This is a genomic window from Enterobacter cloacae complex sp. HYC080_NIDB (genome assembly GCF_056673325.1).
Genome location: NZ_CP114212.1, coordinates 960,062 through 986,008, shown reverse-complemented (window position 1 = coordinate 986,008; position 25,947 = coordinate 960,062). Strand labels below are relative to the sequence as shown.

Sequence of the window (25,947 nt, the reverse complement as noted above, 5' to 3'; positions counted from 1 at the left end):
TCACGACGGGCCTTTTTTGACGAAAGGTTGCTTATTCGCGGAACAGCGCTTCGATATTCAGACCTTGCCCCTGCAGGATTTCACGCAGGCGGCGCAGACCTTCAACCTGAATCTGACGAACACGTTCACGAGTCAGACCAATTTCGCGGCCAACATCTTCCAGTGTCGCAGCTTCATACCCCAGTAAACCGAAACGACGTGCCAGCACTTCACGCTGTTTGGCGTTCAGTTCGAACAGCCATTTGACGATGCTCTGTTTCATGTCATCGTCCTGCGTGGTGTCTTCCGGACCGTTGTCTTTTTCATCGGCCAGGATGTCCAGCAGCGCTTTTTCGGAGTCGCCACCCAACGGGGTGTCAACGGAGGTAATGCGCTCGTTGAGACGCAGCATACGGCTTACGTCATCAACCGGTTTATCGAGTTGTTCGGCAATTTCTTCTGCGCTTGGCTCGTGGTCCAGTTTATGGGACAACTCGCGCGCGGTACGCAGATACACGTTCAACTCTTTGACGATGTGGATCGGCAGGCGGATCGTACGGGTCTGGTTCATAATAGCCCGTTCGATGGTCTGACGAATCCACCAGGTCGCGTAGGTTGAGAAACGGAACCCGCGTTCCGGGTCAAACTTCTCAACTGCGCGGATGAGACCTAAGTTGCCCTCTTCAATCAGATCCAGCAGAGCCAGACCACGATTGCCGTAACGGCGGGCAATTTTCACGACCAGTCGCAGGTTACTTTCGATCATGCGACGACGCGAGGCAACATCACCACGCAAAGCACGACGTGCGAAATAGACTTCTTCTTCGGCCGTTAGCAGTGGGGAGTAACCAATCTCCCCAAGGTAAAGCTGAGTCGCGTCCAGTACACGCTGTGTGGCGCCCTGCGATAACAGCTCTTCTTCAGCCAAATCGTTATCACTGGGTTCCTCTTCTACTAAGGCTTTTTCGTCAAAAGCCTCTACTCCGTTCTCATCAAATTCCGCATCTTCATTTAAATCATGAACTTTCAGCGTATTCTGACTCATAAGGTGGCTCCTACCCGTGATCCCTGAACGAGACACCCTGGCTGGCATGCCCCGTCAAATTATCGCTGCGGCAAATACTGCAGCGGGTTTACGGATTTCCCCTTGTAACGAATTTCAAAATGCAAGCGTGTAGAACTGGTTCCGGTGCTACCCATGGTAGCGATTTTTTGCCCCGCCTTAACTTCTTGTTGTTCCCGGACCAGCATTGTGTCGTTATGGGCGTAGGCACTCAGGTAATCATCATTGTGTTTGATGATGATAAGATTACCGTAACCGCGCAGAGCATTACCGGCATACACAACGCGTCCGTCTGCGGTCGCGATGATAGCCTGTCCTTTACTGCCTGCGATATCGATCCCTTTGTTCCCACCCTCAGAAGTGGCGAAGTTTTCGATAATCTTGCCGTCAGTTGGCCAGCGCCAGGTAGTGATTGACGAACTGGCATTCTGACTGCTTGCAGTCGGTTCAGTAGAGCTAACCACAGGTGCCGTAACCGGTGCTGTGACAGTAGTCGCAGTCCCTTTATTATTCGGCAACATTTTGTTAGCAGTCTGATCACCTGAATCCTCAGAATACGTAATTACAGGTTGTGAAGCAACCACCGTGGTGGATTTTTGTGCAGGCTTAACGCTGTTATTTTGTGCGGTCACATCGGCCGCTGAAACCGTGTTGCCAGGCGTCAGTGGCGTACCCGTTGCGTTGCCCACCTGGAGCGTTTGCCCAACCTCCAGACCATACGGGGCCTGGACGTTGTTACGCTGTGCGAGGTCACGGAAATCGTTCCCGGTGATCCAGGCAATATAGAACAGCGTATCGCCGCGTTTCACGGTATAGGTGCTGCCGCCGGTATAGCTGCCTTTCGGAATGTTCCCATACTGACGGTTATACACTATGCGGCCATTTTGGGTCTGAACAGGCTGTTCAACTGGCTGAACCTGCATTGGCTGTGTAACAGGATGTTGCACAGGCTGAATTTGTGGTGTTTGCTGCTGCGCAGCCGTCCCCATTTTAGGTGGCGGCGTGATCAACATTCCGCTGGACGTGTTACCGGAGCCGCTGTTTCCGCCGACGGAACTGACGGGCGCAGGTGCATTGTTAGAACTTGTACAGCCAGCCAGCCAGAGCGAAACCAGTGATAATGCCGCAACACGGCTGATGGTGAATTTAGGGCTTCCCGCGCTCATTTATCCCCCAGGAATGTGTTAACTACCAGTGACTTAAAATTTACCGTGATGGCACGAATCTTTCGCGCCACACCATACGCTGAATTTGCCTTAATAACCCTGGATAAATCCGAGTCTCAGGCCAACTCCCCCTTTACCAGAGGCACAAAGCGCACGGCTTCCACGGTGTCGATAATAAACTCGCCGCCACGTCGACGAACGCGCTTCAGGAGCTGCTGCTCATCGCCGACGGGCAGAACAAGAATGCCCCCCTCATCCAGCTGCGACAACAGGGCTGCAGGAATTTCAGGCGGGGCTGCCGTCACGATGATGGCGTCGAACGGGGCGCGAGCCTGCCAACCCTGCCATCCATCACCGTGTCGTGTCGAAACATTGTGTAAATCAAGTTGTTTCAGGCGACGACGCGCCTGCCACTGTAAACCTTTAATCCGCTCAACGGAGCAGACATGGTGCACCAGATGCGCCAGGATCGCGGTCTGATAACCCGAGCCGGTGCCAATCTCCAGCACGCGCGAATTGGGCGTGAGCTCAAGCAGCTCCGTCATGCGCGCCACCATGTAAGGCTGCGAAATCGTCTGGCCTTGCCCAATAGGCAGCGCCACGTTTTCCCACGCTTTGTGTTCAAACGCCTCGTCTACAAATTTCTCACGCGGAACCTGGGCAAGCGCTTCAAGCACATGCTCGTCGCGGATCCCCTGTGCGCGAAGTTGTTCCAGAAGAGTTTGTACACGTTTGCTTACCATTGCGCGTTCACTCCTGCGCGATCCAGCCAGCCCGACACCACATCTTGCGCACTATACGCCGTTAAATCTACGTGCAGTGGCGTAACGGAAACATAGCCTTCATCCACGGCGGCAAAGTCGGTATCCGGACCCGCATCGCACTTATCGCCAGGAGGGCCAATCCAGTAAAGCGTGTTGCCGCGAGGATCCTGCTGCGGGATAACCTGATCGGCCGGATGACGGCTGCCGCACCGTGTGACGCGAATGCCTTTAATTTCATCCAGCGGGAGATCCGGCACGTTGATGTTCAGAATACGCCCGGTACGCAGCGGCTCGCGGCCGAGCGCCCGCAGGATCGAGCAGGTCACCGCGGCGGCGGTGTCGTAGTGCGTGTGGCCGTTTAACGAAACCGCCAGCGCCGGGAACCCCAGATGACGACCTTCCATTGCGGCCGCCACGGTACCAGAGTAAATCACGTCGTCGCCGAGGTTCGGCCCGGCATTAATACCGGAGACAACAATATCCGGACGCGGTCGCATCAGGGCATTCACGCCCAGAAAGACGCAGTCGGTCGGTGTGCCCATCTGAACGGCAATATCGCCATTTTCAAAGGTAAAGGTGCGAAGCGACGACTCCAGGGTCAGTGAGTTAGAGGCTCCACTGCGGTTACGATCGGGCGCCACAACCTGCACATCCGCAAATTCACGGAGGTGCTTCGCCAGGGTCTGAATGCCTGGCGCGTGGATCCCGTCATCGTTACTCAGCAATATTCGCATAATCACCCGAGGTGTTGATAAGTTCCCTGACAACGCTGGTGGCAAAGCTACCGGCCGGCAGCCAGAAGCGTAACTCGACGGTGACGTCATCCCACCAGTTCCAGCTTAGCTGCTGCGGGTAGAGCAGCATCGCGCGGCGTGCTGCTTCGACTTTTTCCCGCACCAGCAAAGATTGTAATGCCTGCGCATCGGCGACAGCCGTCTGCTCAGCGCTCAGCGCGTCGCCCTGCGTCCCCCACTCACCGGAGCCGGGTAACGCGGCGGTAATCATCAGCGATTTCGCGTCCACGCGCGACTGCACATCGGCCATTTCGTCGGCCGTTGCCACAAACCAGCTTCCGCGTCCCGTTAATTGTAGCGCATCGCCAACAACAACTTGATTCGCGTCCGGTTTTTTCAGCCTTTCGCTCACAATCTGATTAAACAACGCACTGCGGGCCGCCGACAACCAAAAACTGCGCTTATTCCTGTCGCGCACCGGCGCATCGCTTTGTGCCCAGCGCAACGCGCCCTGCAGGTTACTGCCGCCAATGCCAAAGCGCTGGGCGCCAAAGTAGTTCGGTACGCCGCGTTCATTGATGGCGTTGAGGCGTTTTTCAACGTCTGAACGGTCAGACACTTCACGCAATACCAGCGTAAACGCATTGCCTTTCAACGCCCCCAGGCGCAGTTTGCGCTTGTGACGGGCGTATTCCAGCACTTTACAGCCTTCCAGCTGAAACTGGCTTAAATCAGGCATCGTATTGCCGGGAACGCGCGCGCACAGCCACTGTTCGGTGACGGCGTGTTTATCTTTCTGTCCGGCGAAGCTCACCTCGCGGGCATGAATTTTGAGGAATTTTGCCAGCGCATCGGCCACAAACCGGGTATTGCAGCCGTTTTTAAGAATTCGTACCAGGATATGTTCGCCTTCACCGTCCGGCTCAAACCCCAAATCCTCAACCACCACGAAATCTTCAGGGCTGGCCTTCAGCATGCCAGAACCCTGCGGTTTACCGTGCAGATAAGTCAGGTTATCGAAGTCCGTCATTTGGCGGCCTTCACCAGCAGCGCCACCGCTTCACAGGCAATGCCCTCGCCGCGACCGGTAAAGCCCAGCTTCTCGGTGGTGGTGGCTTTGACGTTCACGTCGTCCATGTGACAGCCCAGATCCTCAGCAATAAACACGCGCATCTGCGGTATATGCGGCAGCATTTTCGGCGCCTGAGCGATGATCGTCACGTCGACGTTGCCCAGCGTATAGCCTTTGGCCTGAATACGGCGCCAGGCTTCGCGCAGCAGTTCGCGGCTGTCTGCCCCTTTAAACGCCGGATCGGTGTCCGGGAACAGCTTACCGATATCCCCCAGCGCAGCAGCGCCCAGCAGGGCGTCGGTCAGCGCATGCAACGCCACGTCGCCATCAGAATGCGCCAGAAGACCTTTTTCGTAAGGAATACGTACGCCGCCAATGATAATTGGGCCTTCTCCGCCAAAGGCGTGTACATCAAAACCGTGTCCAATTCGCATTATGCCTTCTCCTGATGGGTCGAACGGGTAAGATAAAATTCCGCGAGCTGTAAATCTTCCGGGCGCGTCACTTTTATATTATCAGTGCGTCCTTCAACCAGTTCGGGGTGAAAACCGCAATACTCCAGCGCGGAGGCTTCGTCCGTGATGGTCGCCCCTTCTTTAAGCGCACGCGTTAAGCAGTCGTGGAGTAATTCGCGGGGGAAAAATTGTGGCGTCAGCGCGTGCCAGAGATCGACGCGCTCAACGGTGTGGGCGATAGCCTGCTTGCCAGGCTCGGCGCGCTTCATGGTGTCACGCACCGGAGCGGCCAGGATGCCCCCCACTTTACTGGTTTCACTCAGCGCCAGCAGGCGCGCCAGATCGTCCTGATGCAGACACGGACGTGCGGCGTCGTGCACCAGCACCCACGGCGCGTCTCCGGCAGCCTGAATGCCCGCCAGCACGGAATCGGCGCGCTCGGCGCCGCCGTCAACAACGGTAATCTGTGGATGGTTTGCCAGCGGTAGCTGCGCAAAACGCGCATCGCCGGGGCTGATGACAATGATCGCTCGCGTCACCCGAGGGTGCGCCAGTAGCGCCGCCACGGCATGCTCGAGGATCGTTTTATCACCAATTGAAAGGTACTGCTTGGGACACTCTGTTTGCATGCGCCGGCCAAAACCTGCGGCCGGCACCACGGCACAGACGTCCGAAAAAGTTGCTGCCATGTCGTAATCCTGGGCCTGATTATCGATTATTTTGTGCTGAGCCCTGATTGCGTTTAGACGCATCCGGAACCAGACGATAAAAGGTTTCGCCCGGCTTAGTCATACTGAGTTCATTGCGTGCGCGTTCCTCAATCGCCTCCTGCCCGCCATTGAGGTCATCAATTTCAGCAAAGAGTTGATCGTTACGCGCCTTAAGTTTGGCGTTTGTTGCCTGCTGAGCCGCGACGTCATCGCTCACCCGGCTGTAGTCGTGCAGTCCGTTCTTACCGAACCACAACGAGTATTGCAGCCAAATCAGCAAAGCCAGCAACAGCAGCGTTAGTTTACCCATCCTGCCCCCTGAAAAAACGGCTTCATCATCCCATAACTTTCCGCTGGACTCTACTCTGGGGTTTTAATTATGCCGCAAGTTAACCCATCAGCCATAAAAATAGCAGCCCAAATATGATGACTACGGCGGCGATAGTGAACACGGCACTATACAGGAGCCTGCCATTGAACAGGGAGTGCAACGCAATGCCGACGACAACCGCGACGGGCATCAGCGCCAGGAAGAAAGGCCAGGTGTAGAGGAAGAAGAACAGCGTATTGCCGCCATACATAAGAAACGGGATGCCAAGCGCCAGCAACCAGGAGACGAAGCCAATAATGGCCCCGGGAAATGACCAGGTCGTTTCGTCGTCGGTCGCGAGCGGCTCCGACCCGGTGGTGATAATGTAGTTTTCACTGTTGCGCATAGCTAATCCTGTGACCGTGACTCATCGTTCGGAAAGACAGCTCCCGAACGATACCGACTCAGGATCTGATAATATCGTCCCGTCTGAGCAGGTCTAATAATTGGCTTACTAAATTTGTTACCAATTGTTGACCTTCCAGGTGAATCTCAGGCGATTCAGGCGCTTCGTAAACCGCGTCAATTCCGGTGAAGTTGCGCAGTTCGCCGGCACGCGCTTTTTTGTACAGCCCTTTCGGGTCGCGAGCTTCGCAGACTGCCAGCGGCGTATCGACAAACACTTCGATAAAGCGATCCTGCCCCACGCGCTCACGCACCATCTGGCGCTCAGCACGATGCGGCGAGATAAACGCCGTTAACACCACCAGCCCGGCATCCGCCATCAGGCTGGCGACTTCTCCCACCCGGCGAATATTCTCTTTGCGGTCGTCGTCGCTGAAGCCTAAATCGCTGCACAGACCATGACGGACATTATCCCCGTCCAGCAGGTAGGTGCTCACGCCCCTCTGATGCAGCGCCTCTTCCAGCGCGCCCGCTACCGTGGATTTACCGGAGCCAGACAGCCCGGTAAACCACAGCACAACCCCACGATGTCCGTGGAGTTGCTCACGCTGCGCGACGGTGACCGGATGAGGATGCCAGACGACGTTCTCATCATGTGCGGCCATTATTTGCCTCCCAGCAGATCGCGGGCGCCCCAGTGCGGGAAGTGCTTACGCACCAGCGCGTTCAGCTCCAGTTCGAAGGCGCTGAATTCAGAGGCGACGGTCGCCTGCTCGTTTGGCTCACGAACCATCCCCGCGCCAACGGTGACGTTAGTCAGACGGTCGATAAAGATCAGGCCGCCCGTTACCGGGTTCTGCTGATACGGATCCAGCACCAGCGGCTCATCGAAAGTCAGATCCACCAGGCCAATACCGTTCAGCGGCAGCTCGCTCACGTCACGCTGGGTGAGATTGTTGATGTCCACCTGGAACTGAATGCCGTCCACGCGGGCGCGCGTTTTCTTGCCCGCAATTTTGATGTCGTAGCTCTGGCCTGCGGTCAGCGGCTGTTCCGCCATCCAGACCACATCCACAGACGCGCCCTGCACTGCTGCCAGCGTTTCCTGCGCGTCGACCAGCAGATCGCCCCGGCTGATATCAATCTCGTCTTTCAGCACCAGGGTGACCGCCTCCCCTGCCCCGGCTTCCTGGAGGTCGCCGTCGAACGTCACGATGCGCGCGATTGCCGATTCTACGCCGGAGGGCAGCACTTTGACACGCTGTCCCACCTTCACGGAGCCGGAGGCAATCGTGCCGGAGAAGCCGCGGAAATCGAGATTTGGACGGTTAACGTACTGCACCGGGAAGCGCATCGGCTGGGTATCAACCACGCGCTGAATTTCAACGGTCTCCAGCACTTCCAGCAGCGTCGGGCCGCTGTACCACGGCATATTCGCACTCTGGGAGGCGACGTTATCGCCTTCCAGCGCGGAAAGCGGCACGAAACGGATATCCAGATTACCCGGCAGCTGTTCGGCAAAGGTCAGGTAACTCTGGCGGATCTCCTCAAATTTCTCTTCGCTGAAGTTCACCAGATCCATCTTGTTGACCGCCACGACCAGGTGTTTGATCCCCAACAGCGTGGAGATAAAGCTGTGACGACGGGTTTGATCCAGCACGCCTTTACGGGCGTCGATCAGCAGGATCGCCAGGTCGCAGGTCGACGCGCCGGTCGCCATATTACGGGTATACTGCTCGTGCCCCGGGGTGTCGGCGATAATAAATTTGCGCTTCTCCGTTGAGAAATAGCGATAGGCCACGTCAATGGTGATGCCCTGCTCGCGCTCCGCCTGCAAACCATCCACCAGCAGCGCCAGGTCGAGTTTTTCACCCTGGGTACCATGACGTTTGCTGTCGTTGTGCAGAGAAGAGAGCTGATCTTCGTAAATCTGGCGTGTATCGTGCAACAGGCGACCAATCAGGGTACTTTTCCCGTCATCCACGCTGCCGCAGGTCAGAAAACGCAGCAGACTTTTGTGTTGTTGCGCGTGCAGATACGCTTCCACGCCGCCTTCGTTGGCAATTTGTTGAGCAATAGTGGTGTTCATGGCGGCTCCTTAGAAATAACCCTGACGTTTCTTCAGCTCCATGGAGCCTGCCTGGTCGCGGTCAATCACGCGCCCCTGTCGCTCACTGGTGGTCGACACCAGCATCTCTTCAATGATCTCCGGCAGCGTCTGCGCGTTGGATTCCACCGCGCCGGTCAGCGGCCAGCAGCCGAGGGTACGGAAACGCACCATCTGTTTTTTGATGACTTCGCCCGGCTGCAGGTCGATGCGATCGTCGTCGATCATCATCAGCATGCCGTCGCGCTCGAGCACCGGACGCTCAGCCGCCAGATACAGCGGAACGATCTCGATATTTTCCAGATAGATGTACTGCCAGATATCCAGCTCGGTCCAGTTGGAGAGCGGGAAAACGCGGATGCTTTCGCCTTTGTTGATCTGGCCGTTGTAGTTGTGCCACAGCTCCGGGCGCTGGTTTTTCGGATCCCAGCGGTGGAAACGGTCGCGGAAAGAGTAGATACGCTCTTTAGCGCGGGACTTCTCTTCGTCACGGCGCGCGCCGCCGAAGGCGGCATCAAAGCCGTATTTGTTCAGCGCCTGCTTCAGCCCTTCGGTTTTCATGATATCCGTGTGTTTGGCGCTGCCGTGCACGAAGGGGTTAATGCCCATCGCCACCCCTTCCGGGTTTTTATGCACCAGCAGCTCGCAGCCGTAAGCTTTTGCGGTACGGTCGCGGAATTCGTACATTTCGCGGAATTTCCAGCCGGTATCGACGTGCAGCAGCGGAAACGGCAGCGTACCCGGATAAAACGCTTTACGCGCCAGATGCAGCATGACGCTGGAATCTTTACCGATGGAGTACATCATCACCGGGTTAGAAAATTCGGCTGCCACTTCGCGGATAATATGGATACTTTCCGCTTCGAGCTGCCGCAGGTGAGTAAGTCGTTTTTGGTCCATAACCGTTCCTTAAGCCAGATTCACCACAGAGGAACCAAACCCCTCTGAGTCTGTAGTATGTTGAAACCAGGCGAGCGTACTGTGCAGCTGTACCACTTCCCCCACCACGATCAGGGCGGGCATCGGGGCATCTTTCGCCAGGTCTGCAAGTTCGAGTAATGTGCCGATAGCAACATGCTGATCGACGCGGGTGCCGCGAGAAATCACGGCAACGGGCGTCGCTGCCTCGCGACCGTGCTGAATCAGCTGTTCGCTGATGTCTGCGGCTTTCATCGTGCCCATGTATATCGCCAGCGTTTGCCGGCTCTGGGCGAGATGCGACCAGTCAAACGGCGTGCTGTCGGCCTTGTAGTGCCCGGTCACAAACGTGACGCTCTGCGCATAATCGCGATGGGTCAGCGGAATACCGGCATAGGCCGTTACTGCTGATGCCGCCGTAATGCCAGGCACCACCTGGAACGGCACGCCCGCTTCGGCTGCCGCCTGCAACTCTTCTCCGCCGCGTCCGAAGATAAACGGATCGCCCCCTTTCAGACGCACCACGGTTTTGCCCGCTTTGGCGGCAGCAATCAGCATCTGATTGGTGTCGTGCTGCGGCACAGAGTGCTCGCCTGCCCGTTTGCCGACGCAGATTTGCTCCGCGTCGCGACGGATCAGCTCGCGCACGCCGTCGGTGACCAGATGGTCGTAGAACACCACGTCCGCGTCCTGCAGCACCTGCAGGCCACGCAGCGTCAGAAGCCCGGCATCGCCCGGCCCCGCGCCCACCAGAATGATCTCCCCGTTCGTACTGCCAGGGTTATCCAGTTCGTCTTCGAGAATTTTCTGCGCCGCCGTCTCATTGCCGGCCTGCATCAGGCTGGCAAAGCGGCCGCGAAACACCCGCTCCCAGAAGCGACGACGTTCCGCCACGCTGGTCAGCCGGGTCTTCAGATGGTTACGCCAGTAGCTGGCTGTCTCCGCCATGCGCCCGAGGCTTGTCGGCAGCAGTGCTTCGATTTTTTCCCGCAGCACGCGCGCCAGCACCGGAGCAGTACCGCCGGAGGAGATCGCCACCAGAAGCGGCGAACGGTCAACGATCGACGGGAAGATAAACGAGCATAACGGCTGGTCGTCCACCACGTTCACCAGACGGTAACGGGCCTGAGCGGCGTCGGAAACACGACGGTTCAGGTCGCGATCTTCGGTCGCCGCAATTACCAGCACTACGCTGTCGATTTGTGATTCGTCAAAATCCGCTTCTGCCACTACCCGCACCTGCGCCCCCGCACGTTGCAAAAACACGATTTTGCGATCGGCAATTTCACCCGTGCCAACAACCAGCACCGGTTTCTCTTTAATCGCGGCAAATAAGGGCAGATAGTCCACAGGCAACAACTCACTAACAACGAGGAATAGAGGGACTATAGGGGGCGGCTTAGACCGAATGAAATTACGAATTGGAATGAGTAGTTACTCAATGGAATAACGATGTGAAAAAGTTAATATCAAAAAGTGCTTAACACGCGAATTTTCGGGCATTTAAGAGCAATTCAAATTGTGTCTGGACGATCACAGTTTCATACTAGGCCAGTTAAAATTTTGCTCTGTTTTTAAGGACTCACTATGTTTTCCGCAACGCGCCACTGTGTTGCTGCCCTGGCGCTAGGCGTTTGCTTTATTCTTCCGGCTCAGGCAAAAAATCAACCCTATGGTGAAATCGCCACTCAGCAGGCGCGGCATATTGCCACCGTTTTCCCTGGCCGCATGACCGGTTCACCTGCGGAAATGCTCTCTGCTGACTATATTCGCCAGCAATTTGCTGATATGGGTTACCAGAGCGATATCCGGTCGTTTCACAGCCGCTATATCTATACCTCGCGCAATAAAACACAAAACTGGCACAACGTGACCGGCAGCACGGTTATTGCGGCTCACGAAGGTCGCGCGGCGGAACAGATTATTATCATGGCGCATCTCGATACTTACGCACCGCTCAGCGATGCCGACACCGATAACAACCTCGGCGGGCTGACGCTGCAGGGCATGGACGATAACGCAGCGGGTCTTGGCGTGATGCTCGAACTGGCCGAGCGAATGAAGAACATTCCGACGCAATATGGCATTCGTTTCGTTGCCACCAGCGGTGAAGAGGAGGGTAAGCTCGGCGCTGAGAATCTCCTTAAACGCATGAGCGCTGAAGAGAAGAAAAATACGCTGCTGGTAATTAACCTCGATAACCTGATTGTCGGCGATAAACTGTATTTCAACAGCGGGCAGAGTACACCGGGTAGCGTGCGTAAACTGACGCGTGACCGGGCGCTCGCCATTGCCCGCAGCCATGGGGTGTATGCCGCCAGCAACCCGGGCGGCAATCCAAATTATCCGCGAGGAACGGGCTGCTGCAACGACGGCGAAGTGTTCGATAAAGCGGGCATTCCGGTCCTGTACGTGGAAGCAACCAACTGGGCGCTGGGGAAAAAAGATGGCTACCAGCAACGGGGAAAATCGAAAGCCTTCCCGGACGGGACAAGCTGGCATAACGTGATGCTGGATAATCAGCAGCATATTGATAGCGCCCTGCCGCAGCGAATTGAACACCGCAGCCGGGACGTGGTGAAAGTGATGCTGCCGCTGGTGAAGGAGCTGGCGAAGGCGGGGAAAGGCTGAGGTTTTTAAGTATAGCGCGGCCTGATGCCCTCACCCCAACCCTCTCCCACAGGGAGAGGGCGGTTAAGGAATTACCCTTCGTGCAACCCGCACTCGCGCTTCAGCCCAAAGAATCGCGTCTCTTCTTCCGCCATTCCCGGTTCCCATTTGCGCGTGGTGTGGGTGTCTCCAACTGACAGGTAGCCCTGGTCCCACAGCGGATGGTACTTCAGCCCGTGTTTTTGCAGGTACTGGTACACCGTCCGGTTATCCCAGTCGATAATCGGCAGCACCTTAAAGACTCCGCGCTGGACTGCCAGCACCGGCAGCGTGGCACGGCTGCCGGATTGCTCACGGCGCAACCCTGCAAACCACGTCTGCGCGTTAAGCTCTTTCAGTGCCCGGTTCATCGGCTCGACTTTGTTGATCTCATTGTATTTCTCAATGCCCTCAACGCCCTGCTCCCACAGCTTGCCGTAGCGTGCTTCCTGCCAGGCCGCGCTTTCCGTCGCGCGGTAGATTTTCAGGTTCAGCCTGAGCTTGTCCGTCAGCTCGTCAATAAACTGGTAGGTTTCCGGGAACAGGTAGCCGGTGTCGGTGAGGATCACCGGAATGTCCGGACGGATCTGATTCACCAGATGCAAACTCACCGCCGCCTGAATACCAAAGCTCGACGAAAGCACATAGTCTCCCGGCAGGTTTTCCAGCGCCCAGGCCACGCGCCCTTCGGCGTCGAGCTTTTCCAGTTGGGCGTTGGTTTCTGCCAGTGCCAGAATGCGTTCGACTTTTGGCAGTTCGTTAAGGGCGTTTAGATCGAGTACGGACATAATTACCTCTCGTGGTTACTCCCAGAAATCCCTTGCGGGATCGAGCACCGGGCGAATGATGCCCGCACGCACCGTAAAGTCGCCGAAGCCTTCACCCGCTTCGCGCTCTTTCGCCCAGCGCCCGACAAGCTCATCGATGGAATCAAGGATTTCCGGCTCGGTGATGTTCTCGCGGAACATACGCGGAATACGTGTGCCGATACGGTTACCGCCCAGATGCAGGTTATAGCGACCCGGCGCTTTCCCCACCAGCCCCAGCTCGGCCAGCATCGCGCGGCCGCAGCCGTTCGGGCAGCCGGTCACTCGCATAACAATATGCTCGTCCGGAATGCCGTGTTTTTCCAGAATCGCTTCCACTTTGTCAGTAAATGACGGCAGGAAACGTTCCGCTTCGGCCATCGCCAGCGGACAGGTCGGGAACGACACGCAGGCCATAGAGTTTTCACGCTGCGGTTTGACCGCATCCATCAACCCATGATCGCGCGCCAGCGTCTCGATCTTCGCCTTCTGGCTCTCCGGCACGCCGGCAATGATCAGGTTCTGGTTAGCGGTAATGCGGAACTCGCCTTTGTGGATCTTCGCAATTTCCAGCAGACCGGTTTTCAGCGGACGGCCCGGATAATCCAGAATTCGACCATTTTCGATAAACAGCGTCAGATGCCATTTATTGTCGATACCTTTCACCCAGCCAATACGATCGCCGCGACCGGTGAATTCGTAAGGACGGACTGGCTCAAATTTGATCCCCGCGCGACGCTCCACTTCCGCTTTGAACGTCTCCACCCCCACGCGCTCGAGGGTATATTTGGTTTTCGCGTTTTTACGGTCGGTACGGTTACCCCAGTCGCGCTGGGTCGTGACCACGGCTTCCGCCACCGCCAGCGTGTGCTCCAGCGGCAGGAAGCCAAACTCGCTCGCGGTGCGGGCGTAGGTTTTCTTGTTACCGTGCTCAATGGACAGGCCCCCGCCCACCAGCAGGTTAAAGCCGACCAGCTTGCCGTTTTCGGCAATCGCCACGAAGTTCATGTCGTTGGCGTGCAGGTCAATATCGTTCTGCGGCGGGATCACGACCGTGGTTTTGAACTTACGCGGCAGATAGGTCTGGCCGAGAATCGGTTCTTCATCGGTGGTCGCGACTTTCTCCTGATCGAGCCAAATCTCTGCATAGGCGCGGGTGCGCGGCAGCAGATGCTCAGAGATCTTCTTCGCCCACTCATACGCTTCGGCATGCAGCTCAGACTCGTACGGGTTCGACGTGCAAAGCACGTTACGGTTCATGTCGTTGGCGGTAGCCAGTGCGTCCAGCCCAACGGAGTGGAGCATCTGGTGCACCGGCTTCACGTTCTTCTTCAGAATACCGTGGAACTGGAAGGTCTGACGGTTGGTCAGGCGGATGCTGCCGTAGATCGTGTTTTCGCCAGCGAATTTATCAATCGCCTGCCACTGTTTGGTGGTGATGACCCCACCCGGCAGACGGCAGCGCAGCAGCATCGCATGACGCGGCTCCAGCTTCTGTTCGGCACGCTCAGCGCGAATATCGCGGTCGTCCTGCTGGTACATACCGTGGAAACGGATTAGCAGGAAGTTGTCACCTTTAAAACCGCCGGTGAGACCGTCATTCAAATCTTCAGCAATGGTGCCGCGCAGGTAGTTGCTTTCCAGCTTCATGCGCTCGGCGTCTGTCAGTTTACCTTCGACCACCAGTGGCCCTGGATGTTTTTCGCTCATTAGTAGACATCTCGCTGATAACGGCGCTCAACGCGCAGCTCACTTAAAAATTCATCCGCCGTTTCGGCATCCATACCGCCGAATTCGGCAATCACTTCCAGCAGTGCCTGCTCAACGTCTTTCGCCATGCGATTGGCGTCGCCGCAGACATAAATGTGGGCACCGTCATTGATCCAGCGCCACAGCTCTGCGCCCTGTTCGCGCAGTTTGTCTTGTACGTAGACTTTTTCTTTCTGGTCGCGGGACCAGGCCAGATCGATGCGGGTCAGCACGCCCTCTTTGACGTAACGCTGCCACTCAACCTGGTAGAGGAAATCTTCGGTAAAGTGTGGGTTGCCGAAGAACAGCCAGTTTTTGCCTGGCGCGTCGTCCGCCGCACGTTGCTGCATAAAGGCGCGGAACGGCGCAATACCGGTGCCTGGACCAATCATGATCACCGGGGTTTCCGGGTTTGCCGGCAGACGGAAGTTGTCGTTGTGCTCGATAAAGACGCGCACTTCGCCCTCTTCTTCCACGCGGTCCGCCAGGAAACTTGATGCCCCACCCGCACGGGCGCGGCCTTCGATGTCATAACGCACCACGCCCACGGTGATATGCACTTCGCTCTCCACCTCTGCCTGAGAAGAGGCGATGGAGTAGAGGCGCGGGGTCAATGGACGCAGCAGCCCGACCACTGCATCGGCATCCAGCTGCGCCGGAGAGAAGCGCACCATATCGACAATCGGGGTCGTCGCGGCGTAATGCTGCAGTTTCGCTTTGTCGCCCACCAGCGGCAGCAGCGATTCACTGCGCGTTAAGGTGGCGTAATTTTCGACGATGTTCGGAGTGTTGACCGTCAGTTCGAAATGCCACTGCAGCGCATCAGAAAGCGACTGGGTTTTGCCGTCAACGGTGACAGGCTCATCGCCTTTCAGCCACAGCAGCTCAACCAGCTCTTTCACCAGCGCCGGATCGTTCTGATACCAGACGCCCAGCGCATCGCCAGGCTGATAACGCAGGCCAGAGTCACCGAGATCGATTTCGATATGACGCACGTCTTTTTCCGAGTCGCGGCCAGTGATTTTCTGGTTCACCGACAGGCTTGCCGCCAGCGGTGCTTCTTTCGTGTAAGGGCTGGTATGGATATCGTTGACGACGCCCGCTGAGGTCAATGCGGCCTGCGCCGGCGTCTCTTTCGGCACGCGCGCTTTCAGCACCTCAACGATGCGCGCGCGCCATTCGGCGGCGGCAGTCTGGTATTCCACATCCGCGTCGACGCGGTCCAGCAGGCGCTCTGCGCCGAGCTCCGCCAGCTTACTGTCGAAGTCTTTACCGGACTGACAGAAGAATTCATAGGAGGTATCGCCCAGACCAAACACGGCAAACGCCGTGCCATCCAGTTTTGGGGCTTTTTTCGAGAACAGAAACTTATGCAGCGCTACCGCTTCTTCAGCGGGTTCACCTTCGCCCTGGGTAGAGGCGACCACCACCAGCAGCTTTTCTGACGCGATTTGCTTAAATTTATAATCGCCGGCGTTGACCAGGTTCACGTTCAGTTTGGCGGCCAGCAGGTCGTCACGAAGCCGCTCGGCCACGCGGCGGGCATTGCCCGTCTGCGAGGCGGAAATCAGCGTAATAGCGGGAATTTCCACAGCCGTTGCCGGTGCGCCCGCGACAGCGCCAGGCTGCTGATTGAGCATTCCCCAGAAATAACCGGAGACCCAGGCAAGCTGAGTGGGAGAAAAATCAGAGGTGGCAGCCTGAAGGCGCGCCAGTTGCTCCGGGTTCAGGGGAAGCAAATTTGATGGTGGGGCCTGTGTTGTCATGCGTCGTTATGTTCCAGTAGCCAAGCGGACTTTAAGCGAATAAATCCAAACTGAAGATAAGGTTAACGGCGAGGATAATAACAATTAAAGAAGGGATGGAAATAATAAATAACCAAATGGACTAACCTGTTTTAGTTATCGTTCTTAGCGATAAAACAGGTTAGCTAAACCATTGAAAATAAATAGCAAAAAACCAAAAAAGCACCTTACCGCCATGGCTGCGCCTTCAGAGCCGTTTTAGTTAATGCTAAAAATTGTGCTTTCCGGTACTATGCGGCGGTTTTTTCCGCATTACTGAGAGCGATCATGTCCACCACACTGTTTAAAGATTTCACCTTCGAAGCCGCCCACCACCTTCCGCATGTTCCTGAAGGGCATAAATGTGGCCGTCTGCACGGGCATTCGTTTATGGTGCGTCTTGAGATCACCGGTGAAGTTGATCCGCATACCGGTTGGATCATGGATTTTGCCGAACTGAAGGCCGCGTTTAAACCGACCTACGACCGTCTGGATCACTACTATCTGAATGAGATCCCGGGCCTTGAAAACCCGACCAGCGAAGTGCTGGCAAAATGGATTTGGGATCAGATGAAGCCGATGGTACCACTGCTGAGCGCGGTGATGATCAAAGAGACCTGCACGGCAGGCTGCGTGTATCGCGGAGAGTAAAAAAATAGCCCGGCAAAACCGGGCTTTTTTTTAGGCTATATTCAGGTACTTGTGCGTCTGCATCGACAGGCGCCAGTTACGCGCGATGCAGGTTTCAATACACAGACGCGTCGCATCTTCTTTCTGGCTGATAGGCTGCAGGGCAATCACCCGCTGCTTTTCATCCGTCAGCGTCGCCAGCAGTTCGTCCAGCGCTTCGATATCGCGCACGCGCCCTACCGGGTGCTTAATCTCATCCGCGCGTTCCAGCGCCTGAGAGAGCACGTCATACCCGCCGCGCATATTCACTTTTGGCGAAACCGTCACCCAGGTAGAGTGAGAGCAGCGCACTTCGTGGGTGCCGCTGGTTTCAATCTGGCAGCTGTAGCCGTTCTTTTCGAGCAGCTCGGTCAGCGGGGTCAGATCGTGGATACAGGGTTCACCGCCGGTGATCACCACATGGCGCGCCGTCCAGCCCTGACGACCAATAATCGCCAGCAGATCTTCTGAACTGCCCGCGCCCCACTTATCGCTCTCTTTGGTTTTCGCCAGAATGCTAAACAGCGACACTTCCCGATCTGCGAGCTTATCCCACGTATGTTTGGTATCACACCAGGCACAGCCAACCGGGCATCCCTGTAAACGAATAAAGATAGCGGGAACACCGGTAAAGTAACCCTCGCCTTGCAGGGTCTGGAACATCTCGTTAATCGGGTACTGCATAGTCATCTCAGTTAAGGGGATAAACGATAAGTATCGCAGATCCCCGCCGGATGGTCATGCTCCATCGGTGCTTTGCGCGCTAATCGCCGCCATAAACCGTTCGGTAATTTGCTGTGGACGGGTGATCGCGCCGCCGACGACGACCGTGTGCGCACCCAGCGCCAGGCACCGGGCCGCGCGCTCAGGCGTATCCACGTTCCCTTCGGCAACCACGGGAACCGTCACGGCCGCCAGCACGGCCTTCAGGAACGCGCAGTCGTTCTCCGGAAGCGAATGGCCTGCCGTTTCCGCCGTATAGCCGTAAAGCGTCGTGCCGACGCAGTCAAAGCCCAGCGCCTGCGCCGTCACGGCTTCGTCCACGGTGGAAATATCCGCCATCAGCAGTACCGAGGGGTAGCGCGAGCGGATGCGCATGACCAGCGTTTCCAGGGATTCCCCACCGGGACGCTCCCTGGCCGTGGCATCAAGGGCTATGATTTCCGGAGAGACGGCCATGAGCTCATCCACCTCTTTCATCGTGGCGGTGATAAACACTTCGCTTTCCGGGTAATCCCGTTTGATGATGCCGATGACAGGCAAAGAGACCTGCTGCTTAATGGCCTCGATATCCACCACGCTGTTGGCACGAATGGCAGCGGCCCCGCCCTGCGCCGCCGCCAGCGCCATCCGCGACATAATAAACGGGCTATGCAGCGGTTCATTCTCCAGCGCCTGACAGGAGACGACCAGTTTTCCCTTCAGGTTATCCAGTACAGTTTTCATTACGATAAAATCTCTTCCACTTCGTTTTTGATAATGGTGACGTGCGGGCCATAAATGACCTGAACCCCGTTACCGCGCACGATAACGCCGCGCGCGCCGGTCGCTTTCAGCGCCGCGTCATCCACCTTGCTGCCGTCTTTGACCGTGACGCGAAGGCGCGTGGCGCAGCAGTCCACCTCGTCCAGATTGTCTTTTCCACCTAATCCGGCGATCACCGCCGCAGCACGCTCGCTTTGCGGCAGACTCACTTCATCAACCATCGCCGTCTTTTCACGGCCCGGCGTGGCGAAATCAAAACGGTTAATCAGGTAGCGGAAGGTGAAGTAGTAAAGGAAGAACCACGGCACGCCGACCAGCGGAACGAACATCCAGTTGGTTTTGGCCTCCCCCTGCAAAATACCGAACAGCACGAAGTCGATAAAACCGCCTGAGAAGGTTTGCCCGATGGTGATATGCAGCATGTGTGCAAGCATGAACGCCAGCCCGTCAAACAGCGCATGGATGACGTAAAGCACCGGCGCAATAAACAGGAAGGAGAACTCGATGGGCTCGGTAATGCCCGTCAGGAAAGAGGTTAACGCCGCAGAGAGCAGAAGCCCGGCAACGCGCTTTTTGTTCTCGGGTTTTGCCGTGTGGTACATCGCCAGACACGCGCCGAGCAGGCCAAACATCATCGTAATAAAGCGCCCGGACATGAAGCGCGACGTGCCTTCATAAAACTGACGCGTCGTCGGGTCAGCCAGCTGGGCAAAGAAGATACGCTGCGTACCCTCCACCAGATGACCATTGACGATCTCGCTGCCGCCAAGGGCCGTGGTCCAGAACGGAAGATAGAAGATGTGGTGCAACCCGAACGGGCCCAGCATGCGTAAAATGAAGCCGTACAGCAGGGTGCCCAGATAACCGGTGGCGTCTACCAGCCCGCCCAGACCAAAGATCAGTTTCTGGAAATGCGGCCAGACCACGGTCATCAGCGCGCCGACGAGTATCGCCGCCAGCGAGCTGATAATCGGGACAAAGCGCGAGCCGCCAAAGAAGCCCAGGAACTGCGGAAGGGCAATTTTATTAAACCGGTGATGCAACGCGCAGGTCACGAGACCAATCACTACGCCGCCAAATACACCCGTTTCCAGCGTCTGAATCCCCAGCGTCATCCCCTGCCCCACGGCCCCCGGGTTTTCCTGCGCCAGTTTGCCGGTGAGGATCAGCAGCGCGTTGATGGTGGCGTTCATCACCAGAAACGCCAGTAACGCCGCCAGCCCTGCCGTGCCTTTATCACTTTTTGCCAGCCCAACGGCCACCCCAACCGCAAACAGCACCGAGAGGTTCGCAAATACGATGGAACCTGCACTGCTCATGATGGTGAAAACCGCCTGCAGCCAGCCCACATCTAAAAACGGATAGGCCGTTAGCGTATTGGGATTCGACAACGCGCCGCCTATCCCAAGCAGCAGACCCGCCGCAGGCAACACGGCGATGGGCAACATAAACGATTTGCCGAAGCGCTGCGCTTTTTCAAACCATCCCCCCGAAGAGGCTCCACTGAACATTTGCATCATTTTTTCATCCCCTCATTTATTGATGAAAATTTTTACCATATAAATATTTAATAGTGAAAATTATCATCAAAAACCAGGAGACCGATCATACTTTTTCAAAATGACTGGCATCTTTCCCCCGCTTTCCGTCACACTAGTCACAGAGAAACGCATTAAGGACCTGGCATGTCGGACCATGAAAATCTGCTGCTGAAGCTCCGCCAGGAGGCTTCCGGGTACAGCCCAACACAACAAAAACTCGGCGAGTTTGTCCTCAGCGATCCCGCCCGAGTGCTCTACCTGACGATCACGGAACTGGCGCGCGAGAGTCACACCAGCGAGGCCAGCGTGACGCGTCTTTGCCGGACGCTGGGCTGCAAGGGCTATAACGAATTCAAAATGGCGCTGGCGCTGGATATTCAGCAGGGTCAGCCCGCGCGAGAGGCCGGGGATGAAATTGATAACGTGGTGGATGAGTCAATCCTGGCTCTGCAGGATACCGCCAGGCTCCTGGACCGGGCGCTGCTTGAAAAAGCCGCACTGGCACTGCATCAGGCGCACTCCGTGCAGATCTATGGCGTCGCGGCCAGCGCAATCCTCGGTGAGTATCTGCATTACAAGTTATTAAGGCTGGGTAAACCCGCACAGTTATTTAGCGACATGCACCGCGCAGCCATGAATGCGGCAACGCTCTCGGCTGAAACGCTGGTCGTGGCTATCTCCAGTTCCGGTTCTACGCGGGATTTACTTCATGTGGTGAAACTGGCCCGCAAGCGCGGCGTAAAGGTTCTGGCGCTCAGCAACACGCCACGTAGCCCGCTGGCTTCCCTGAGTGATATGCAACTGGTAGCCGCCAAGCCAGAAGGCCCGCTTAGCGCTGGCGCGCTCAATGCAAAGGTGGGTGTCATGCTGCTGGTCGAATTGCTGACCACCTCTCTTATTGCGCTGGACAACCATTACGCGGATGTTAGCCAGCAAACAGCCAGCGCTACGCTTCCTTTGCTGCTCTGAAAATATTACGCAGGCTACATAAACTAGCCTGCTTTTTACGTTACTCAATTTCCCTTAAGCAAAATTTAATTTATTTTCCAGATAAATGTTTGGTGTAACAAAATATTTTATTTATTACATTTTCAATGCTGTAACCACCCTAATCCTGAATCATAAAAATACATACAAATCATAAAGTTGAAATATAATTATTTATAAATTGAATTTTTCACCTTTCCGCAATGTCCAATATCTCCACCTGATTTCCTTTCCTTAAAATAAGCTTAAGACGCTGCCTGTTTCGGCGATTTATTATTTAAATGCCGTTTACTTTTGCGCGCCTACAATCCGCCTCATCAATCATAATGAGACGGTATTAATGAAGATGTTATTGATTACAGGCGTGACCGGTTTCCTGGGCGGTGCAGTACTTGAAAAAATCCTGACGAGCGATCAATCCGTGAAACTCCTTTTGCTTGCCCGCGCCGGCGATCCGCAAAGCGGGCTGGAGCGCGTGCAGGAGAACATGCGTAAGTTCAACGTTTCTGAGGAGAAACTGGCTTCCCTGAGCGTGGAGAATATTATCATTGGCGACCTCAGTCAGCCGGAGGCCTTTCTGAACGATCCGCGACTGAACCAGGTCACGCATGTGGTTAACTGCGCGGCTGTCGCCTCATTTGGAAACAACCCGCTTATCTGGAAGGTAAACGTCGACGATACCCTTGCGCTGGCACGCCGCATGGAACAGGTCACTGGACTGCAGCGTTTCCTGCACGTAGGCACCGCAATGTCATGCACCCCGGAGCAGGATTCACTGGTCGCGGAAAGTGCTGAATTTAGAGAAAATGCTGAACATCTGGTGGAATACACTTATTCGAAGTCAACCATTGAAAAGCTGATGCGTCAGGCGTGCCCGGACCTGCCGCTGCTTATCGCCCGCCCCTCCATCGTCGTCGGCCATACCCGTCACGGCTGCACGCCGTCGAGCAGCATCTTCTGGGTCTTTAGTATGGGCCTGATGCTGCAAAAGTTTATGTGTTCAATGGAAGACCGGATCGACGTAGTGCCGGTGGATTATTGCGCCGACGCGCTGTTAATGCTGCTCGGCAGCAACGCGCGTCCGGGTGAGGTGGTGCATATTTCTGCCGGGGAAGAAAACAGCGTTCGCTTTGCAGACATCGATCAGGCGATGGCGCAGGCGCTGGAGAAAGCGCCCGTCGGTGATAAGTATGCGCAGGTCAGCTACGAAACGCTGGTCAGAATGCGCCGCGAGCTGAAAACGATTTTTGGTCCATGCAACGAACGCCTGATGCTGAGAGCGATGCGCTTATACGGCGCCTTTGCCACGCTGAACGTGCGCTTCAGCAACGATAAGCTGCTCAGCATGGGAATGCCGAAACCCCCGCGTTTTACGGATTATATCGCCCGCTGCGTCCAGACCACCCGGGGATTGACCATCCCGGAGCAAATGGCGGTCGATTTTAAATAGCCAAAAAAATGCCAGTCTTTCGACTGGCATTTTCATTTAAGGCTTAAGCAATTATGCCTGGCCTTTGATCTCTTTACGACCGTTGTATGGTGCTTTTTCGCCCAGTGCTTCTTCGATACGAATCAGCTGGTTGTATTTAGCAACACGGTCAGAACGGCTCATAGAACCGGTTTTGATCTGGCCTGCAGCGGTACCCACTGCCAGGTCAGCAATGGTTGCATCTTCAGTTTCACCAGAACGGTGAGAGATGACAGCGGTGTAGCCAGCGTCTTTCGCCATTTTGATCGCGGCCAGGGTTTCGGTCAGAGAACCGATCTGGTTGAATTTGATCAGGATGGAGTTAACGATGCCTTTCTCGATGCCTTCTTTCAGGATCTTGGTGTTGGTTACGAACAGATCGTCACCAACCAGCTGGATTTTGTCGCCCAGTACTTTGGTCTGGTATGCGAAACCATCCCAGTCAGACTCGTCCAGACCGTCTTCGATAGAGACGATTGGGTACTGTTTGGTCAGGTCTTCCAGGAAGTGAGTGAACTCTTCGGAGGTGAACGCTTTGTTGCCTTCGCCAGCCAGAACGTATTTACCGTCTTTGTAGAATTCAGATGCCGCACAGTCCATCGCCAGGGTGATGTCTTTGCCCAGCTCGTAGCCAGCAGCTTTTACTGCTTCTGCGATAACAGCCAGAGCTTCTGCGTTAGAACCCAGGTTTGGCGCATAGCCACCTTCGTCACCTACAGCCGTGTTCATACCTTTAGCTTTCAGAACTTTAGCCAGGTTGTGGAACACTTCAGAACCCATACGTACCGCTTCTTTCAGGGATTTCGCGCCAACTGGCTGAATCATGAATTCCTGAATATCAACGTTGTTGTCTGCGTGCTCACCACCGTTGATGATGTTCATCATTGGTACAGGCATGGAGTATTTGCCTGGGGTGCCGTTCAGTTCAGCGATGTGCTCGAACAGTGGCATACCTTTAGCAGCCGCTGCTGCTTTGGCGTTCGCCAGGGAAACCGCCAGGATTGCGTTCGCACCGAAGTTAGATTTGTTTTCAGTACCGTCCAGATCGATCATGATCTTGTCGATGCCAGCCTGGTCTTTAGCGTCTTTGCCAATGATGGCCTGAGCAATAGGACCGTTTACAGCGCCAACCGCTTTCAGTACGCCTTTGCCCATGAAACGGGATTTGTCGCCATCGCGCAGTTCCAGCGCTTCGCGGGAACCCGTAGAAGCACCTGATGGAGCAGCTGCCATACCGACGAAACCACCTTCCAGATGAACTTCAGCTTCAACGGTCGGGTTACCACGGGAGTCGATGATTTCACGACCGATGACTTTAACGATTTTGGACATTAGATTTTCCTCAGTACAAGTTAAACTAAAACTCCAGACAAACAACGCGTACCAAAGGTACGCGTTGCCGTTCTAACTTTTTTTACTTCGCCTGACGCTTCTGGTACTCGCTGGCGGCTTTCACGAAGCCTGCAAACAGCGGATGCCCGTCACGCGGCGTTGAAGTAAATTCCGGGTGGAACTGGCAGGCAACAAACCATGGATGGTTTGGCACTTCAATGATCTCGACTAATTGATCATCCCCGGAGCGGCCCGCAACGCGCAGGCCCGCAGCTTCAATTTGTTTCAACAGCATGTTGTTGACTTCATAGCGGTGACGATGGCGCTCGGTGATGACCGATTCGCCATACAGCTTGCGAACCACGCTATCGTCGGACAGCTGGCAGGCCTGTGCGCCAAGACGCATTGTGCCACCCAGATCGCTCTTCTCGGTACGGACTTCGACGTTACCGTCTTCGTCGCGCCATTCCGTAATCAGCGCCACTACAGGGTACTTACAGTCTGGCACAAATTCCGTAGAGTTCGCGTTTTCCATTCCCGCTACGTTGCGCGCAAATTCGATCAGCGCAACCTGCATACCCAGGCAGATGCCGAGGTAAGGAATATTGTTTTCACGCGCGTAGCGTGCAGTGGCGATCTTGCCTTCAACACCGCGGTAGCCAAAGCCGCCAGGGATGAGAATCGCATCCAGATCTTTCAGAATTTCCACGCCACGCGTTTCAACATCCTGCGAATCAATCAGCTTGATGTTCACGGAGACGCGGTTCTTCAGACCACCGTGTTTCAGCGCTTCGATAACTGACTTATAGGCATCCGGCAGTTCAATGTACTTGCCGACCATACCGATAGTCACTTCGCCCGCCGGATTGGCTTCTTCATAGATAACCTGTTCCCATTCAGACAGGTTAGCTTCCGGACAGTTCAAGCTGAATCGTTTACAAATATAATCGTCCAGGCCCTGCGATTTCAACAGGCCCGGGATTTTATAAATGGAATCGACATCTTTCATTGAAATAACGGCTTTTTCAGGCACGTTACAGAACAATGCAATTTTCGCACGTTCGTTCGCCGGGATAGCGCGATCGGAACGGCAAACCAGGATGTCAGGCTGAATACCGATGGAGAGCAGCTCTTTAACAGAGTGCTGAGTCGGTTTGGTTTTCACTTCACCTGCAGCCGCCATGTAAGGCACCAGAGTCAGGTGCATGAACAGCGCATGCTCACGACCAATATCTACCGCCAGCTGACGAATCGCTTCGAGGAACGGCAGGGATTCGATATCCCCTACGGTACCGCCGATTTCAACCAGCACAACGTCATGCCCTTCGCCACCGGCAAGGACACGCTCTTTGATGGCGTTAGTGATGTGTGGGATAACCTGAACGGTCGCGCCCAGGTAGTCACCGCGGCGCTCTTTACGCAGAACGTCGGAGTAGATGCGGCCAGTCGTAAAGTTGTTACGACGGGTCATTTTGGTACGAATGAAACGCTCGTAGTGGCCAAGATCCAGATCGGTTTCAGCGCCGTCTTCAGTAACGAACACTTCCCCGTGTTGGGTTGGGCTCATGGTGCCAGGATCGACGTTGATGTACGGATCCAGTTTCATCATGGTCACATTGAGGCCACGGGCTTCAAGAATGGCTGCGAGGGAGGCTGCGGCAATGCCTTTACCCAGAGAGGATACGACCCCGCCGGTCACAAAAATATAGTTCGTTGTCATGCTGAACCTGAGAAGTTAGGGTGAAACGATGGAATAACCAGGACGGGAAAGTAGTATACCCGAACACGGCGAGC

At 55.7% G+C, this 25,947-nt stretch carries 25 protein-coding genes; 4 read left to right on the top strand and 21 right to left on the bottom strand.

Translation table 11 applies throughout. From position 1 onward, the window contains the following. Positions 1-31 precede the first annotated feature (31 nt). The 13 genes from rpoS to cysG all read right to left on the bottom strand — a co-directional run bounded on the left by rpoS (position 32) and on the right by cysG (position 11,033). Positions 32-1,024 carry an RNA polymerase sigma factor RpoS gene (rpoS, locus tag O1723_RS04680; RefSeq protein WP_008499600.1) on the bottom strand — a complete coding sequence of 331 codons (993 nt, stop codon included), beginning with the start codon at positions 1,022-1,024 and terminating at the stop codon, positions 32-34. Positions 1,025-1,083: 59 nt separating this feature from the next. Beyond that, positions 1,084-2,208 carry a murein hydrolase activator NlpD gene (nlpD, locus tag O1723_RS04675; protein ID WP_014885026.1) on the bottom strand — a complete coding sequence of 375 codons (1,125 nt, stop codon included), beginning with the start codon at positions 2,206-2,208 and terminating at the stop codon, positions 1,084-1,086. A 116-nt stretch (positions 2,209-2,324) separates the two neighbouring features. Continuing rightward, positions 2,325-2,951, bottom strand: a complete 627-nt coding sequence (locus tag O1723_RS04670; RefSeq protein WP_014885027.1) for a protein-L-isoaspartate(D-aspartate) O-methyltransferase — start codon at positions 2,949-2,951, stop codon at positions 2,325-2,327. Further along, a complete protein-coding gene (gene surE, locus O1723_RS04665) occupies positions 2,945-3,706 on the bottom strand; it encodes a 5'/3'-nucleotidase SurE (RefSeq protein WP_014885028.1) in 762 nt (253 codons plus the stop codon). The genes O1723_RS04670 and surE overlap by 7 nt, the downstream gene beginning before the upstream one ends. Next, positions 3,687-4,736 (bottom strand): tRNA pseudouridine(13) synthase TruD, encoded by a 1,050-nt coding sequence (truD, locus tag O1723_RS04660; RefSeq protein WP_014885029.1) that lies wholly within the window; start codon positions 4,734-4,736, stop codon positions 3,687-3,689. The genes surE and truD overlap by 20 nt, the downstream gene beginning before the upstream one ends. Further along, the gene (ispF, locus tag O1723_RS04655) at positions 4,733-5,212 is read right to left on the bottom strand and encodes a 2-C-methyl-D-erythritol 2,4-cyclodiphosphate synthase (protein ID WP_006811766.1); all 480 of its coding nucleotides are present in this window, start codon (positions 5,210-5,212) and stop codon (positions 4,733-4,735) included. Before ispF ends, truD begins: the two co-directional genes overlap by 4 nt. Then, positions 5,212-5,922 carry a 2-C-methyl-D-erythritol 4-phosphate cytidylyltransferase gene (gene ispD / locus O1723_RS04650; RefSeq protein WP_014885030.1) on the bottom strand — a complete coding sequence of 237 codons (711 nt, stop codon included), beginning with the start codon at positions 5,920-5,922 and terminating at the stop codon, positions 5,212-5,214. The genes ispF and ispD overlap by 1 nt, the downstream gene beginning before the upstream one ends. Before the next feature lie 19 nt (positions 5,923-5,941). Beyond that, positions 5,942-6,253 (bottom strand): cell division protein FtsB, encoded by a 312-nt coding sequence (ftsB, locus tag O1723_RS04645; RefSeq protein WP_008499609.1) that lies wholly within the window; start codon positions 6,251-6,253, stop codon positions 5,942-5,944. A 79-nt stretch (positions 6,254-6,332) separates the two neighbouring features. After that, positions 6,333-6,659 (bottom strand): DUF3561 family protein, encoded by a 327-nt coding sequence (locus O1723_RS04640; RefSeq protein WP_014885031.1) that lies wholly within the window; start codon positions 6,657-6,659, stop codon positions 6,333-6,335. Between the two features lie 58 nt (positions 6,660-6,717). Then, positions 6,718-7,323 (bottom strand): adenylyl-sulfate kinase, encoded by a 606-nt coding sequence (cysC, locus tag O1723_RS04635; RefSeq protein ID WP_014885032.1) that lies wholly within the window; start codon positions 7,321-7,323, stop codon positions 6,718-6,720. After that, complete coding sequence (gene cysN / locus O1723_RS04630; protein ID WP_014885033.1) at positions 7,323-8,747, bottom strand: sulfate adenylyltransferase subunit CysN; 1,425 nt, start codon at positions 8,745-8,747, stop codon at positions 7,323-7,325. Before cysN ends, cysC begins: the two co-directional genes overlap by 1 nt. 9 nt (positions 8,748-8,756) lie before the next feature. Further along, positions 8,757-9,665 carry a sulfate adenylyltransferase subunit CysD gene (gene cysD, locus O1723_RS04625; RefSeq protein ID WP_008499613.1) on the bottom strand — a complete coding sequence of 303 codons (909 nt, stop codon included), beginning with the start codon at positions 9,663-9,665 and terminating at the stop codon, positions 8,757-8,759. 9 nt (positions 9,666-9,674) lie between these two features. Continuing rightward, positions 9,675-11,033: a siroheme synthase CysG gene (gene cysG / locus O1723_RS04620; protein WP_023337697.1), complete on the bottom strand. Its 1,359-nt coding sequence runs from the start codon at positions 11,031-11,033 to the stop codon at positions 9,675-9,677. A gap of 237 nt (positions 11,034-11,270) precedes the next feature. On the opposite strand from cysG, the gene O1723_RS04615 reads away from it, so the two are divergent. Further along, on the top strand, positions 11,271-12,314 hold the full coding sequence (locus tag O1723_RS04615) for an aminopeptidase (protein ID WP_014885035.1): 1,044 nt from the start codon (positions 11,271-11,273) through the stop codon (positions 12,312-12,314). Positions 12,315-12,385: 71 nt separating this feature from the next. Here the strand turns inward: O1723_RS04615 and cysH are convergent, their stop codons facing one another. The 3 genes from cysH to cysJ are packed head-to-tail and all read right to left on the bottom strand — an operon-like array spanning position 12,386 to position 16,653. Next, positions 12,386-13,120: a phosphoadenosine phosphosulfate reductase gene (gene cysH, locus O1723_RS04610; protein WP_023337698.1), complete on the bottom strand. Its 735-nt coding sequence runs from the start codon at positions 13,118-13,120 to the stop codon at positions 12,386-12,388. A 15-nt stretch (positions 13,121-13,135) separates the two neighbouring features. Continuing rightward, positions 13,136-14,848, bottom strand: coding sequence for an assimilatory sulfite reductase (NADPH) hemoprotein subunit (gene cysI, locus O1723_RS04605; RefSeq protein ID WP_014885037.1), 1,713 nt, complete (start codon positions 14,846-14,848; stop codon positions 13,136-13,138). Next, on the bottom strand, positions 14,848-16,653 hold the full coding sequence (gene cysJ / locus O1723_RS04600) for an NADPH-dependent assimilatory sulfite reductase flavoprotein subunit (RefSeq protein WP_023337699.1): 1,806 nt from the start codon (positions 16,651-16,653) through the stop codon (positions 14,848-14,850). The genes cysI and cysJ overlap by 1 nt, the downstream gene beginning before the upstream one ends. Positions 16,654-16,959: 306 nt before the next feature. On the opposite strand from cysJ, the gene queD reads away from it, so the two are divergent. Beyond that, positions 16,960-17,322 carry a 6-carboxytetrahydropterin synthase QueD gene (queD, locus tag O1723_RS04595; protein ID WP_248190684.1) on the top strand — a complete coding sequence of 121 codons (363 nt, stop codon included), beginning with the start codon at positions 16,960-16,962 and terminating at the stop codon, positions 17,320-17,322. A 30-nt stretch (positions 17,323-17,352) separates the two neighbouring features. On the opposite strand, the gene queE is transcribed toward queD, so the two are convergent. From queE to O1723_RS04580, 3 genes are read right to left on the bottom strand one after another with little or no spacing between them, the layout of a single operon-like run. After that, on the bottom strand, positions 17,353-18,024 hold the full coding sequence (gene queE / locus O1723_RS04590; protein ID WP_014885040.1) for a 7-carboxy-7-deazaguanine synthase QueE: 672 nt from the start codon (positions 18,022-18,024) through the stop codon (positions 17,353-17,355). Positions 18,025-18,078: 54 nt separating this feature from the next. Continuing rightward, entirely contained in the window at positions 18,079-18,786 is a 708-nt protein-coding gene (locus O1723_RS04585) for an N-acetylmannosamine-6-phosphate 2-epimerase (protein WP_023331196.1), read from the bottom strand. Then, the gene (locus O1723_RS04580; RefSeq protein WP_014885042.1) at positions 18,786-20,345 is read right to left on the bottom strand and encodes a maltose/glucose-specific PTS transporter subunit IIC; all 1,560 of its coding nucleotides are present in this window, start codon (positions 20,343-20,345) and stop codon (positions 18,786-18,788) included. The genes O1723_RS04585 and O1723_RS04580 overlap by 1 nt, the downstream gene beginning before the upstream one ends. Before the next feature lie 165 nt (positions 20,346-20,510). On the opposite strand from O1723_RS04580, the gene O1723_RS04575 reads away from it, so the two are divergent. Both O1723_RS04575 and O1723_RS04570 read left to right on the top strand, forming a co-directional pair. Continuing rightward, on the top strand, positions 20,511-21,335 hold the full coding sequence (locus O1723_RS04575; RefSeq protein WP_014885043.1) for a MurR/RpiR family transcriptional regulator: 825 nt from the start codon (positions 20,511-20,513) through the stop codon (positions 21,333-21,335). 358 nt (positions 21,336-21,693) lie between these two features. Continuing rightward, complete coding sequence (locus O1723_RS04570; protein ID WP_479983861.1) at positions 21,694-22,803, top strand: SDR family oxidoreductase; 1,110 nt, start codon at positions 21,694-21,696, stop codon at positions 22,801-22,803. A 51-nt stretch (positions 22,804-22,854) separates the two neighbouring features. Here the strand turns inward: O1723_RS04570 and eno are convergent, their stop codons facing one another. Then, positions 22,855-24,153 (bottom strand): phosphopyruvate hydratase, encoded by a 1,299-nt coding sequence (gene eno / locus O1723_RS04565; RefSeq protein ID WP_014885045.1) that lies wholly within the window; start codon positions 24,151-24,153, stop codon positions 22,855-22,857. An 82-nt stretch (positions 24,154-24,235) separates the two neighbouring features. Next, complete coding sequence (pyrG, locus tag O1723_RS04560) at positions 24,236-25,873, bottom strand: glutamine hydrolyzing CTP synthase (protein WP_014885046.1); 1,638 nt, start codon at positions 25,871-25,873, stop codon at positions 24,236-24,238. Positions 25,874-25,947 lie beyond the last annotated feature (74 nt).